The organism is Nesterenkonia sp. K-15-9-6 (genome assembly GCF_052656005.1).
The window spans coordinates 56007-70084 of the sequence record NZ_JBQYEY010000002.1 but is presented as its reverse complement, the minus strand read 5'-3'; the positions used below and the strand labels follow the sequence as shown (position 1 = coordinate 70084).

At 69.7% G+C, this 14078-nt stretch carries 11 protein-coding genes; 10 read left to right on the top strand and 1 reads right to left on the bottom strand.

Annotation, left to right across the window (positions count from 1 at the left end; genetic code table 11):
- Window positions 1-158 precede the first annotated feature (158 nt).
- A complete protein-coding gene (phoU, locus tag SD455_RS01550) occupies window positions 159-818 on the bottom strand; it encodes a phosphate signaling complex protein PhoU (protein WP_070159669.1) in 660 nt (219 codons plus the stop codon).
- A gap of 206 nt (window positions 819-1024) precedes the next feature.
- Here phoU and SD455_RS01545 point away from each other — a divergent pair, with 206 nt between their 5' ends.
- From SD455_RS01545 to SD455_RS01500, 10 genes are all read left to right on the top strand, one after another.
- A complete protein-coding gene (locus SD455_RS01545; RefSeq protein WP_083277443.1) occupies window positions 1025-2263 on the top strand; it encodes a sensor histidine kinase in 1239 nt (412 codons plus the stop codon).
- Window positions 2260-2940: a response regulator transcription factor gene (locus tag SD455_RS01540; protein WP_070159667.1), complete on the top strand. Its 681-nt coding sequence runs from the start codon at window positions 2260-2262 to the stop codon at window positions 2938-2940. Before SD455_RS01545 ends, SD455_RS01540 begins: the two co-directional genes overlap by 4 nt.
- 148 nt (window positions 2941-3088) lie before the next feature.
- Window positions 3089-4753 carry a bifunctional phosphoribosylaminoimidazolecarboxamide formyltransferase/IMP cyclohydrolase gene (gene purH / locus SD455_RS01535; protein WP_070159690.1) on the top strand — a complete coding sequence of 555 codons (1665 nt, stop codon included), beginning with the start codon at window positions 3089-3091 and terminating at the stop codon, window positions 4751-4753.
- A gap of 104 nt (window positions 4754-4857) precedes the next feature.
- Entirely contained in the window at window positions 4858-6198 is a 1341-nt protein-coding gene (gene mgtE, locus SD455_RS01530) for a magnesium transporter (protein ID WP_070159665.1), read from the top strand.
- 166 nt (window positions 6199-6364) lie between these two features.
- On the top strand, window positions 6365-8587 hold the full coding sequence (locus tag SD455_RS01525; RefSeq protein WP_445507042.1) for an NADP-dependent isocitrate dehydrogenase: 2223 nt from the start codon (window positions 6365-6367) through the stop codon (window positions 8585-8587).
- A 183-nt stretch (window positions 8588-8770) separates the two neighbouring features.
- Window positions 8771-9688 carry an NAD(P)-dependent oxidoreductase gene (locus SD455_RS01520; protein WP_139827585.1) on the top strand — a complete coding sequence of 306 codons (918 nt, stop codon included), beginning with the start codon at window positions 8771-8773 and terminating at the stop codon, window positions 9686-9688.
- A gap of 51 nt (window positions 9689-9739) precedes the next feature.
- Complete coding sequence (locus SD455_RS01515) at window positions 9740-10261, top strand: gamma carbonic anhydrase family protein (RefSeq protein WP_070159659.1); 522 nt, start codon at window positions 9740-9742, stop codon at window positions 10259-10261.
- A gap of 76 nt (window positions 10262-10337) precedes the next feature.
- The gene (locus SD455_RS01510; RefSeq protein ID WP_070159657.1) at window positions 10338-11327 is read left to right on the top strand and encodes a TIGR03885 family FMN-dependent LLM class oxidoreductase; all 990 of its coding nucleotides are present in this window, start codon (window positions 10338-10340) and stop codon (window positions 11325-11327) included.
- A 35-nt stretch (window positions 11328-11362) separates the two neighbouring features.
- Window positions 11363-13063, top strand: coding sequence for an alpha-amylase family protein (locus tag SD455_RS01505; RefSeq protein ID WP_445507041.1), 1701 nt, complete (start codon window positions 11363-11365; stop codon window positions 13061-13063).
- A 124-nt stretch (window positions 13064-13187) separates the two neighbouring features.
- Window positions 13188-14024 carry a hypothetical protein gene (locus tag SD455_RS01500; RefSeq protein ID WP_070159653.1) on the top strand — a complete coding sequence of 279 codons (837 nt, stop codon included), beginning with the start codon at window positions 13188-13190 and terminating at the stop codon, window positions 14022-14024.
- Window positions 14025-14078: the final 54 nt, after the last annotated feature.

Genomic DNA, 14078 nt, shown 5'->3' with positions numbered 1-14078 from the left:
GCCGCCCTGCTGAGCGGGACGGCCGCGCGACGCGCGAGCACCGTCCCAGCGACATCATCGAGCGGGAGACCCGACCACGGGTCTCCCGCTCGATGACGTCGGGGCCGTCTTCCTCACCTGCTCGGGCGGTCACATCCGGGCCGGAGAGCCGACTCAGCTCATTCGGCGTGGGCCTTCACGTCCCACTCTCCGGTGACCAGGTAGGCGACCTTCTTGGCCACGGAGACGCCGTGGTCCCCGAAGCGCTCGAAGTATCGGCTGGCCAGCGTGCAGTCCGCCGTGGTGGCCGGGCTAGCATCCCATTCGTCCTCGGCGATCAGGCGGAACACGGAGGCGTGGAGCGCATTGATGGCCTCGTTCTCCGCGGTGATCTCGTCCACGAGGGCGAGGTCCCGGGTCTGCAGGAGCCTCACGACCTTCTCAGCGAGGTCCTGCGCGTGCTGGGCCATCCGCGCGTACACCGGCTTCAGGTGCTCCGGAGAGACGTGGTCCGGGTAGCGCAGGCGGACCAGCTGCCCGATGTGGCGCGCCAGATCCCCCATGCGTTCCAGCGAGGTGCTCATCCGCAGGGCGCCGACGATGGTGCGCAGATCGGAGGCCACGGGCCCCTGCAGCGCCAGCAGGTCGATGGCACGCTCGTCCAGGTCGTTCTGCAGCGCGTCGATCCGCTGATCCGCGGCGATGACCTCCTCCGCCAGCTGCACGTCGGCCGTCTCGAAGGATCGGTAGGCCTTCTGCATCGCCTGGGAGACCAGGGTGGCGATGTCGATCAGCTGCTCGCCGAGGTTCTGGAGGTCTTCCTGAAAGAGCTTGCGCACGGGTGACGGTCCTTTCGTCGTGAGGGGGCCGCGGCCTGCCGTGGGCGCGCCGGGTCGTCCCGGAGCATCCCGACGCTCCAGGCTCACCGACGGACGTGAACGCGGGGCCGCGCCCCAGTCAACCACCAGGTGAACGCTCGTTGAACCCCTTGACGCATCGGGGCCCTGCGGCGACGAGCGCATGAACACATGCCTAAGCTGTAGGCGTGGACTCCCTGCTCATCGCCATCGTCTCCGGCCTGGTCGGCCTGCTCCTGGGCGTCGCCGGGATGCACGCGTTCCGGGTCAGCGAGCTGCAGCGCGCCGCCGGGATCGACGTGGACGAGCCGACCATGCCCGCCGGCGCCACCGAGGTGCTCGCCTCGCTGGGCCTGGCCTACATCGTCGTCGACACCGTCGACGGCGTGGTGCGCGCCAATCCGGCCGCCTACGCCTTCGGCCTGGTGCGCGGCCACACCGTGGTGCACCAGGAGCTGCTCGCCCTCACCGCGCGGGTCCGGGCCGACGGCGTCATCATCGATCAGGACCATGAGCTGCCGCGCGGGCTGCAGGGGGAGTCCTCCATCGTGGTGCATCTGCGTGTGGCTCCGCTGGGGGACGAGTACATCCTGGTCCTGGCCGACGACCGCACCGAGTTCTCCCGCACCCAGGCGGTGCGGCATGACTTCGTCGCCAACGTCTCGCACGAGCTGAAGACCCCGGTGGGCGCCATCTCGCTGCTGACCGAGACCATCGAGGACGCCGCCGACGACGAGGAGGCGGTGCGGCACTTCGCCCAGCGCCTGCAGCGCGAGTCGGCCCGCCTGGCGGCACTGGTCCAGGACATCATCGAGCTCTCCCGCGTGCAGGGCAAGAACGTGGTCCACTCGGGGCGCCCCGTGGACCTGGGAGAGGTCATCTCGGAGGCGGTGGACCGCTCCACGCTGCCCGCGGAGGCCAAAGACATCACCATCAAGGTCGGGGGCAGCCTGACCCGCTCGGTCCACGGGGACCATGATCAGCTGACCATGGCTTTCCGGAACCTCATCGACAACGCCGTGCGCTACTCCCCGGAGGGAACCCGCATCGGGATCGGGCTGTCCTCCCGCGACGGGATCGCGCAGGTGACCATCACGGACCAGGGCATCGGCATCGCCCCGGAGGACCAGGAGCGGATCTTCGAGCGCTTCTACCGTGTCGACGCCGCCCGTTCGCGTCAGACCGGGGGCACCGGTCTGGGGCTGAGCATCGTCAAGCACGTCATCACCAACCACGGGGGAGAGGTCTCCCTCTGGTCCCAGCAGGGCAAGGGGTCCACGTTCACCGTGCGGATCCCGGAGCTCGAGGAGGGCCAGGGGCCCGGGGAGCCCGAGGAGGGCGCCCCGGAGGCCGACGCCGACGGCGCCCCCCGCACCGACCATCAACAGTCCGACCGCGCTCGCGCCGGTGAAGGAGGAACAGCGTGACCAGGATTCTCATCGTCGAAGACGAGACCTCGTTCTCCGAGGCCCTGTCGTACACCCTGCAGAAGGAGGGGTATGACGTCTCGGTCGCCGACGACGGCCTGCAGGCCGTGGAGCTCTTCGACAAGGAGAGCCCCGACCTGGTCCTGCTGGACCTGATGCTGCCGGGCCAGCCCGGCACGGAGGTGTGCCGGCAGATCCGCCAGCGCTCCAATGTGCCGGTCATCATGCTCACCGCCAAGGACTCGGAGATCGACAAGGTGGTGGGCCTGGAGCTCGGCGCCGACGACTACGTGACCAAGCCGTACTCCTCCCGGGAGCTGCTGGCCCGGGTGCGTGCGGTGCTGCGCCGGCACGTGGACACCGAGGTGGATGACACCTCCTCCGTCGCGGCCGGGCCCGTCCGCATGGACGTGGAGCGGCACACGGTGGAGGTCCGCGGAGACGGCGTGAGCCTGCCGCTGAAGGAGTTCGAGCTGCTGGAGATGCTGCTGCGCAACGCCGGACGTGTGCTGACCCGGGGTCAGCTGATCGACAGAGTGTGGGGCTCCGACTACGTCGGGGACACCAAGACCCTCGACGTGCATGTGAAGCGGCTGCGCGCCAAGATCGAGCCGGACCCCTCCCGGCCTCAGCACCTGATCACGGTGCGCGGCCTGGGCTACAAGTTCGAGGAGTGAGGCGCAGGCCAGTGCCGGGGCGCTAGACTGATCGAGGTCCGCCGCGCCCTCGTCCAGGGCGCCCGGGCCGCCGTGCCCCGCAGCGGCGGGACCCGCAGCGGTCCTGCCCTCCAGCCGTGTCGGAGAGTAAGGAGCGTGCGTGTCGAACGTGCAGAACACCAGTCCCAGCCCTGAGGAGAACTCCTCCGCCACGGATCGGCAGCCCATCCGCCGCGCCCTGGTCTCCGTCTTCGACAAGACGGGGCTGACGGAGCTCGCCCAGGGGCTGCACGCGGCCGGCGTCGAGCTGGTCTCCACCGGCTCCACCGCCCAGCGCATCGCCGACGCCGGCGTGCCGGTCACCGAGGTCTCCGAGGTCACCGGCTTCGCCGAGTGTCTGGACGGCCGGGTCAAGACGCTGCACCCCCGCGTCCATGCAGGCATCCTGGCCGACCGGCGGCGCGAGGACCACCGGGCGCAGCTCGACGAGCTGGAGATCCGGCCCTTCGACCTGGTGGTGGTCAACCTCTATCCGTTCGCGGAGACCGTGGCCTCCGGCGCGTCGGAGGATGAGATCGTCGAGAAGATCGACATCGGCGGGCCCTCCATGGTGCGCGCCGCGGCGAAGAACCACGCCTCGGTCGCCGTCGTCGTGGATCCGCTGCGCTACGGGGAGGTCATCACCGCCGCCGAGCAGGGCGGCTTCACCCTGGCCACCCGCCAGCGGCTGGCGGCCCTGGCCTTCGCCCACACCGCCGCCTACGACACCGCGGTGGCCCGCTGGACCTCCCAGCAGTACGACGACGACTTCGACGCCGCCTCGGTGCCGGCGCCCCCTCTGCCCCGGAAGGACAAGGCGCTGCAGTTCCCGCCCTACGCCGGGCTGGCCCTCCAGCGGATCACCGGGCTGCGCTATGGGGAGAACTCGCACCAGCCGGCGGCCCTGTACACGGAGACGCACGCCGCCCCTGGCCTGGCCCAGGCGGAGACGCTCCACGGCAAGGCCATGAGCTACAACAACTACGTCGACGCGGACGCGGCCGTCCGCACCGCCTACGACTTCGCGGGCCCGGCGGTGGCCATCATCAAGCACGCCAACCCGTGCGGCGTCGCGGTGGGGGAGACGGTCGCCGAGGCGCATCGTCGGGCCCACGCCTGCGACCCGCTCTCGGCCTTCGGCGGGGTCATCGCCGCCAACCGCACGATCACCGCCGAGATGGCCGGCACGGTCGCCGAGATCTTCACCGAGGTCGTCGTCGCCCCGGACTTCGAGCCGGAGGCTCTGGAGATCCTCACCCGGAAGAAGAACATCCGGCTGCTGCGGCTGCCGGAGGGCCACCGGCGGGACCGGGTGGAGTACAAGCAGATCTCCGGGGGGATGCTCCTGCAGGCCTCGGATGCCCTGGACGCCGAGGGCGACGTCGTCGACTCCTGGAAGCTGGTCTCCGGGGAGGCCGCCGACGAGGCCACGCTGGCAGACCTCGAGTTCGCCTGGCGCGCGGTGCGCTCGGTGAAGTCCAATGCGATCCTGCTGGCCCGTGAGGGCGCGACGGTCGGCATCGGGATGGGCCAGGTCAACCGCCTGGACTCGTGCCGTCTGGCGGTGCAGCGGGCCAACACGCTCGCAGGTGACGGCGTGGACCGCGCCCGCGGCTCGGTGGCCGCCTCGGATGCGTTCTTCCCGTTCGCGGACGGGCTGCAGAGCCTGATCGCCGCCGGGGTGCGCGCCGTCGTGCAGCCGGGCGGCTCGCAGCGGGACCAGGAGGTCGTCGACGCCGCCGAAGAGGCGGGCCTGACGATGTACCTCACCGGCGCGCGACATTTCTTCCACTGACCTGAGGGGCCGCGAGCCCCTCAGCGTGCGGGCCCGCTCGGCACCGGCCGGCGGATCCCGCCGGCGATGACCACTCATCGGTGCCAACACCCTCGGAAGGGGTGATGTCAGTGTCAGAGAGACTGGATGAGCTCGCAGACCTGGTCCGCCATGAGCGGCTGCGAGATCTGCGCGAGGCGCTGGACGACCTTCCGGTCGGCGAGATCGTCGACTTCCTGGAGCGCCTCGGCGTGCAGGACCGGGCCGTGGCCTTCCGCCTGCTCCCCAAGGACCGGGCGGTGGAGGTCTTCGACCTGCTCGACCAGGCGCTGCAGCACGAGATCATCGAGGGCCTGAAGGACGTCGACGTCGCGCTGTACTTCGACTCACTCGACCCCGACGACCGTGTGCGTCTGATGGACGAGATGCCGGCCTCGGTGGCGCGCAAGATGATGCGGCATCTGGACCCGCGCGAGCGGAGCCTGACCAACATCGTGCTGGGCTACCCCTCCGGCACGATCGGTCGCCAGATGAGCCCCGAATTCGTGGCGATCCCGGAGCACTGGTCGGTGGGGCAGGCGATGGAGAAGATCCGCCGGGCCGGGGATGAGGCGGAGACCCTCTACACGTTGCCGGTGGTGGACCGGCAGCGGCTGCTGAAGGGGGTCGTCTCGCTGCGGGACCTGGTCGCCGCTGACGCTGACGTGAGCATCTCCTCCCTGACCACGGAGGCGGACTCGGTGGATGCGGACCATGACGCCGAGGACGCGGCCCGTCTGTGTGCGGACCGCAAGCACCTGGCGATGCCGGTCACCGACTCCGAGCACCGGGTCGTGGGGATCTTCACCGTCGATGACGCCCTGGACATCCTCGAGCGCGCCGAGTCGGAGGACGCCGCCCGTCACGGCGGTGCCGAGCCGCTGCACCGGCCGTACCTGTCGACACCGGTGCTGACGATCATGCGCTCGCGCATCGTATGGCTGCTGGTCCTGGCGATCGGGGCCACGCTGACGGTGCAGGTCCTCGACGTCTTCGAGGAGACGCTGGAGGCCGTCGTCGTGCTGGCGCTGTTCGTCCCGCTGCTGATCGGCACCGGAGGCAACACCGGCAATCAGGCGGCCACCACCGTCACGCGCGCCATGGCGCTGGGCGATGTCACCACCCGGGACGTGTTCAAGGTGTTCTGGCGGGAGATCAGGGTCGGCATCACGCTGGGCTCCGTGTTGGGGGTCCTCGGGTTCCTGCTGGTCAGCTGGCGGTGGGAATGGCATGTGGGGGCGGTGATCGGGCTCACGCTGCTGGCCATCTGCACCCTGGCGGCCTCGGCCGGCGGACTCATGCCGATCCTGGGCAAGAAGCTGGGTGCGGATCCCGCCGTGTTCGCCAATCCGTTCATCTCCACCTTCGTGGACGCGACCGGACTGATCGTCTACTTCCTCATCGCCCGCGCCGTGCTCGGTATATGACCCGGGACATGACCCGGGAGATGAGCGCGTCGCCGCAGGCGACGAAACGGAGCACGGGCTCAAGCCCGCACTCCGGTAGATTTGGATCGTCGACTGACCGAAAACAGGCCGGGGCGACGCTCCAGCCTGTTCCCTGACCCCAGACCTCGAGGGAGATCACGCGCCGATGGCCAAGATCATCTACACCCACACCGACGAAGCGCCGATGCTGGCGACCTACTCGTTCAAACCGATCGTGGAGGCCTTCGCCTCGACCGCAGGCGTGGAGGTGGAGACCCGAGACATCTCGCTGGCCGGTCGCATCATCTCCCAGTTCCCGGACCACCTCACCGAGGAGCAGCGTGAGGCGGACGCCCTGGCCGAGCTGGGCGAGCTGGCCAAGACCCCCGAGGCGAACATCATCAAGCTGCCGAACATCTCCGCCTCGGTGCCGCAGCTGAAGGCCGCGGTCGCCGAGCTGCAGTCCCAGGGCTACGCCCTGCCCGACTACCCGGAGTCCCCCTCCACCGAGGAGGAGAAGGACATCCGCGCCCGGTACGACCGGGTCAAGGGCTCGGCCGTGAACCCGGTGCTGCGTGAGGGCAACTCGGACCGCCGTGCTCCCGAGTCCGTGAAGGCCTACGTCCGGGCCAACCCGCACCGGATGGGCGAGTGGACCTCCGAGTCGAAGACCAACGTGGCCACCATGGGTGCCGACGACTTCGCCTCCAATGAGCAGTCGGTGGTCCTGGCTTCCGAGGACACGCTGACGATCCAGCTGGTCACCGACTCCGGCGAGACCGTGGTGCTGAAGGACGCTCTGCCGGTGCAGGCCGGGGAGGTCGTGGACGCCACCGTGATGCGCGCCGCCGCCCTGGACGAGTTCCTGGCCGCTCAGGTGGCACGCGCCAAGGAGGAGGACGTGCTCTTCTCCGCGCACCTGAAGGCCACCATGATGAAGGTCTCCGACCCGATCATCTTCGGCCACATCGTCAAGGCCTACTTCCCGCAGCTGTTCGCCCAGTACGGGGAGCAGCTCGCCCAGGCGGGCCTGTCGGCCAACGACGGGCTGGCCTCGATCCTCTCCGGCGTGGAGGACCTCGACGCCGACGTCGCGGAGGGTGTCAAGGCCGAGATCGAGAAGGGCCTCTCTGAGGGACCGCGGCTGGCCATGGTCGACTCTGACCGCGGCATCACGAACCTCCACGTACCCTCCGACGTGATCGTCGACGCCTCCATGCCGGCGATGATCCGCAACGGCGGCCACATGTGGGGCCCCTCCAACGAGGAGGACGACACTCTCGCCGTCATCCCGGACTCCTCCTACGCGGGTGTCTACCAGGCCGTCATCGAGGACTGCCGCGCCCATGGGACTCTGGACCCGGCCACGATGGGCACGGTGCCCAACGTCGGCCTGATGGCGCAGAAGGCCGAGGAGTACGGCTCCCACGACAAGACCTTCGAGATCTCCCAGCCGGGCACCGTGCAGGTGCTCGACGCCGCCGGTTCGGTGCTCATGGAGCACCAGGTGGCCGCCGGAGACGTCTGGCGCGCCTGCCAGACCAAGGACGCCCCGATCCAGGACTGGGTCAAGCTGGCCGTGACCCGGGCCCGCGAGTCCGGCACGCCCGCCGTCTTCTGGCTGGACGCGGAGCGTGCCCACGACGCCAACCTCATCGCGAAGGTGGAGGCCTACCTGGGCGACCACGACACCGAGGGCCTGGACATCCGGATCCTCAACCCTGTGGAGGCCACGAAGCTCTCCATGGAGCGCATCCGCCGCGGCGAGGACACCATCTCGGTGACCGGCAACGTGCTGCGCGACTACCTGACCGACCTCTTCCCGATCCTGGAGCTGGGAACCTCGGCGAAGATGCTCTCCATCGTGCCGCTGATGGCCGGCGGCGGCCTGTTCGAGACCGGGGCCGGCGGATCCGCTCCGAAGCACGTCCAGCAGCTGGTCCAGGAGGACTACCTGCGGTGGGACTCCCTGGGAGAGTTCTTCGCGCTGGTGCCCTCGCTGGAGAAGTACGCCGAGCAGGCCGATGCCCCCAAGGCGAAGGTGCTGGCCTCCGCGCTGGACCGCGCCACCGCGACGTTCCTGATGGAGAACCGCTCCCCGGGCCGGAAGCTGGGCACGATCGACAACCGCGGCTCGCACTTCTATCTGGCCCAGTACTGGGCCCAGGAGCTGGCCGCCCAGACCGAGGACGCCGAGCTGGCGGAGATCTTCGGTCCCGTGGCCGAGCAGCTGGTCTCCCAGGAGGAGACCATCCTCGCGGAGCTCAACGGCGTGCAGGGCCAGTCCGTGGAGCTGGACGGCTACTACCGGCCCGACGACGCCAAGGCGGCTGCGGCCATGCGCCCCTCGGCCACGCTCAACACGATCGTGGACGGCCTGAAGGGCTGACCGCCGCCCTCGGCTGAGACATGACGGGCCCGGGCTCCCTGAACAGGGAGCCCGGGCCCGTCACGTGTTCCGACGTCGGTGGCCTTGACCTCGTAGGATGGTGAGCCGGACCACCCCAGACGCGCCCGGACATGCTCAGGCATGATCGGGGGCCGACAAGTTCGAGACGCGGACGGAGACCTCGTGACCTCACGCATCCACCTCATGCCCGACGGCGAGCCGGAGCTCGTCGCCGGCCTCCAGGCCCAGGGAGCCGAGATCGTCGGCGCGGACGAGCAGCCGACGGCGGTGGTGGTCACCGGCATGTTCCGCAGCTTCAACCTGGCGGAGGTCCTCGAGGCCAACCCGCAGATCTCCTGGATCCAGCTGCCCAGCGCCGGCATCGAGAAGTACGGCGAGATCCTGCGTCGGTTCCCGGACCGGCTCTGGACCTCCGCCAAGGGCTCCTACGCCAAGCCCGTCGGCGAGCACGGGCTGCTGCTGACCCTGGCGGCCCTGCGCGGACTCAAGGTCCGGGCCCGGGCCACCAGCTGGGGCACCGAGGGCGGGATCTCGCTGAACGGACTGCGCTGCGTCGTGGTCGGGGCCGGAGGCGTGGCTGCGGAGATGGTGCGCCTCTACAAGGCCTTCGACACGCATGTCACGGTGGTCCGGCGCACCCAGGAGCCGCTGCAGGGCGCAGATCGGACCGTCTCCCAGGACCAGTTGGACGAGGTGCTCGACGGTGCTGACGTCCTGGCCCTCGCCGCCGCCGTCACCCCGGACACGGAGAACATGATCGGGGCCCGCCAGCTCGGTCTGCTGGCCGACGGCGCGGTGGTCGCCAACGTGGGGCGCGGTCGACTGATCGACCATGACGCCCTGGTGGACGCGCTGCGTGCCGGACGGCTGCGAGGAGCCGGGCTAGACGTCACGGAGCCGGAACCGCTGCCTGACGGCCACCCGCTGTGGGAGCTGGAGACCTGTCTGATCACGCCGCACACCGCGGACACCAAGGCCATGGTGGTTCCGCTGCTGCGGGACCGCGTGCTGGAGAACCACCGTCGCCTGCGCGACGGCGAGCCGCCGGTCGGCGTCGTCGACACCACCGCCGGGTACTGAGCGGGGAGAGGCCCCGCTGGACCGCAGGATCCGATCAAGGAGGACCGGAGCATGGCACACATCCTGACCGTCAGAGGCAAGACCCCCAGCATCGGTGCCGGGGTGTTCCTGGCACCCACCGCCGCGATCACCGGCGACGTCGTCCTGGAGCCGGACTCCTCGGCGTTCTACGGCGTCTCGGCTCGGGGCGACTCGGCACGCATCACCGTCGGCGCCGGGACGAACCTGCAGGACAATGTGGTGCTCCACGCGGACGAGGGGTACCCCTGCACGCTGGGGGCAGGCGTCTCCGTCGGCCACGGCGCCGTCGTGCACGGGGCGACGGTCGGGGCCGACAGTCTCATCGGCATGGGAGCGACCCTGCTCAACGGCTCCATGGTGGGCGAACAGAGCCTTGTGGCGGCGGGCGCCCTGGTGCTGGAGGGCACCGTCATTCCGCCCCGGTCCTTGGTGGCCGGCGTGCCCGCGAAGGTGCGGCGCGAGCTCACCGAGGATGAGGTCGCCGGGCTGAGGGAGAACGCTCAGACCTACCTGGAGCTGAAGGACGCCCACATCCACGCCGAACCGGCCTGAGCCGCCGGGCCGTGCGCGCATGCCGCGGCTCGTGGCAGACTGCGCACCGAGTCGTGACAGGTGACCAGGAGGGCGCATGGCAGAGGAGATCGCTGGCCTGCCTCACCCGCGCGTGGGGTTCCACGCCTCGCAGGAGCAGATCCCTCCGTCCCAGCTGCTGCGCGACGTGCAGCTGGCCGAGCAGGTGGGGTTCGACGCGGCCATGAGCTCGGACCACTTCATGCCCTGGTCCACCCGACAGGGGCATTCAGGCTTCACGCTGGCGTGGCTGGGGGCGGCGCTGGCCACCACCAGCTTCTCCCTGGGCGCGGTCACGGCACCCGGACAGCGCCATCATCCGGCCGTCGTCGCGCAGGCCTACGCCACCTTGGCGGAGATGTTCCCCGGCCGGGTCTGGGCGGCCCTGGGCGCCGGCCAGGCGATGAACGAACATATCACCGGGGACCCCTGGCCTGACCGGGAGACCCGACGGCGCCGACTGGCCGAATGCGCCGACATCATCCGTCGTCTGCATCGGGGGGAGCGGGTCAGCCACGACGGCCTGGTCCGCGTGGACGACGCCGTCCTCTACGACCTGCCCACCGACCCCGTGCCGCTCTACGCGGCCTGCATCACGGTGGAGTCTGCGCAGCGGGCCGCCGAGTGGGCGGAGGGCGTGATCACGCTGAACCAGCCCGACCACGCCGAACGGGACGTGCTGCAGGCCTATCGGGAGGCCGGCGGCGTCGGCCCGGCGATGCTGCAGGTCCACCTCAGCTGGGCGGAGACCAGAGCCGAGGCGGAGGCTCTGGCCCATGACCAATGGCGGACCAACGTCTTCGGGCCCCCGGTGGATCAGGACCTGCCCTCCCCGGAGCATTTCGACGCCGTCGCCGAGGATGTTCCGCTGGCGAGGGTCCGGGAGGCGGTGCGTATCTCGGAGTCCCCGCAGTGGCACCTGGAGCACCTGGTCGAGGACGTGGAGGCCGGCTTCGACACCCTGTACCTGCACCACGTGGGCCAGGATCAGCGCCCCTGGCTCGACACCGCCGGAGAGCACGTGCTCCCCGGGCTCCGGTCCGGCTGAGTCAGCACCGGCCGCCGCCGTAGGAGGACCCCAACATGCGTATCGCCGACACCGCCGACCTCTGGTACAAGAACGCCGTGGTCTACTGCCTGGATGTGGAGACCTTTCTGGACGCGGACGGAGACGGCGTCGGGGACTTCGCCGGGCTCACTCAGCGGGTGGACTACCTGGCCGAGCTGGGGGTGACCTGCCTGTGGCTCATGCCCTTCTACCCGTCTCCGCGGCGCGATGACGGCTACGACGTGCAGGACATGTACGGGGTGGATCCGCGCTACGGCGACCACGGCGACGTCGTCGAGTTCATCCGGGTGGCCCATGACCGCGGCATCCGGGTGATCATCGACCTGGTCATCAACCACACCTCGGACCGGCACCCGTGGTTCCGACGGGCCCGGTCCTCGAAGGACAGCCCGTACCGGGACTTCTACGTATGGCGCGCGGACACCCCTCCGGACACCTCCGATCAGACCATGTTCCCCGATGTGGAGGACGGGATCTGGACCCGTGATGAGAAGACCGGCGAGCACTACCTGCATCACTTCTTCCGTCATCAGCCGGATCTGAACACCGCCAATCCGCAGGTGCGGGAGGCGATCGAGCGGACCATGGGGTTCTGGCTGCAGATGGGCGTCGACGGCTTTCGGGTGGACGCCGTGCCCTTCGCGCTGAACGAGAACACCATCGACCTGCAGCAGCACCATGCCTTCGACGAGCCGCATGACTATCTGCGGGCTCTGCGCGGCTTCCTGCAACGACGCTCCTCCGGCAACGGCGCGGGGATCATGCTCGGTGAGGTCAACCTCCCGCATGAGGAACAGGTGGAGTTCTTCGGCGGCGACGGCGGCGACGGCGGCGACCAGCTGACCATGCAGTTCGACTTCCTCACCAACCAGAAGGTGTTCCTGGCCATGGCGCGGCAGGACGCCCGGCCGATCGCGGAGGCGCTGCGCAGCCGCCCCACCGGCCTTCCGGAGACCTGCCAGTATGCGACCTTCCTGCGCAACCATGACGAGCTCACCCTCGACCTGCTCGACACGGACGAGCGGGAGGAGATCTTCGCCGCGTTCGGCCCTGCGGAGGAGATGCAGCTCTTCGGCCGCGGACTGCGCAGGAGACTCCCGCCCATGGTGGACGGAGACCCCCGGCGCCTGAAGATGGCGTACTCGCTGCTGTTCGCCCTGCCCGGCACTCCGGTGCTGTTCTACGGTGAGGAGATCGGCATGGGGGAGGAGCTCTCCCTGGAGGGGCGGGCCGCGGTGCGCACCCCTATGCAGTGGTCCGCAGAGAAGAACGGCGGCTTCTCCGCGGCTCGTCCCAGCCGGCTGCCGCGGCCGGTGGTGAAGGGCCCCTATGGCCCGGAGCATGTCAATGCGGCCGATGCCCGCCGGGACGCCGGCTCGCTGCTGCAGCACATCACGCGGCTCTGCCAGCGCTACCGGGAGTCACCGGAGCTGGGCTGGGGCACGATGGAGATCATCGAGCAGCCGCACCAGCAGGTGCTGGCCCACCGGATGGTCTGGCGGGGCTCCTCCATGGTCCTGCTGCACAATCTGAGCCCGGAGCCGGTGGTCGTCGGCTTCGAGCTCGAGGACCTGTCGGAGGGCACGGAGCTGGTGGATCTGCTGCAGCCCGGGGCCTGCCGGCTGGATGCCGGCCGTCGCTCCGAGATCGACCTGGAGGGCTATGGGCACCGCTGGCTGCGTGTCAGGAGGCAGGAGGACCCGCGGCTCGTCTGAGGCCCCAGGTCATGTGGAGGCACGGACCAGGTTCCGTGGGTATAGTCACGCTTCGGACCACTCTGCCGCGAGGCGTCGGTGGTCCGACAGCACCCTGTGATCCGTTGCTGAGAGGCACCTGACGATGAAGCCCACCGCCGTGACGTCCCTGGCGATCGCCGGGACCCTGCTGCTCACCTCCTGCGCGTCGAACCCCTTCGCGGACGACGCCCCCGAGGACTCCGACGACGGCACCGTCGCTGAGGCCGAAGTCCCCAGTCTCGGCGAGATCCAGGACGAGATGTGGGAGACGATGCTCGCCGCCGAGACCGTCACCATCGAGGGGCAGGTCGAAGCCGGGGAGGCCGATCTGGACGAGCTGTTCGAGCAGATCGACGAGGACGCGGTCGGCGACATCACGATCACGGGTGCCCTGGACGGGACGGATTCGGAGATGAGCTACGCGGCCGGGGAGGGCAACACCTTCACCCAGCGTGCGGTCGGTGGTGTCGAGTACTTCCGCGGGGAGGACTTCGGCGCCCTGCTGTACGGCAACCTGGACGACGACGTCGCCGCCGCGGTGGAGCCGGAGTTCATCGAGGACCTGGTCGCCGACCAGTGGGTGGAGTTCTCCGCCGACGGCTCGGCCTCCATCTTCTCCGCCGAGGACTTCCTGGGCATCTGGCAGCGCGAGCTGCGCGAGGAGGACACGGACGCGATCTCGGGAGTCCGGGAGACCCGAGACGGGCAGGAGGTCTACGTCTACGCGCAGCAGGACGGCGAGACCGAGTACGTGGTGGCCGCGGACGGACAGCCGCACCTCCTGGAGCTGCGGGATGAGGACAGCACGTACACCTTCACCGACTGGAACTCCGCGGACATTCCCGAGGAGCCTGAGAACGTCATCACCCTGGACGACATCTTCGACGCCATCGCCGACCATCAGGGGTGGCCCACCGAGGAGGACGTCTCGGACCAGTGATGGGGTCGCGCGGCGACGCGCGGCGGAACGGAAGAATCATGCACCGCCTGAAGG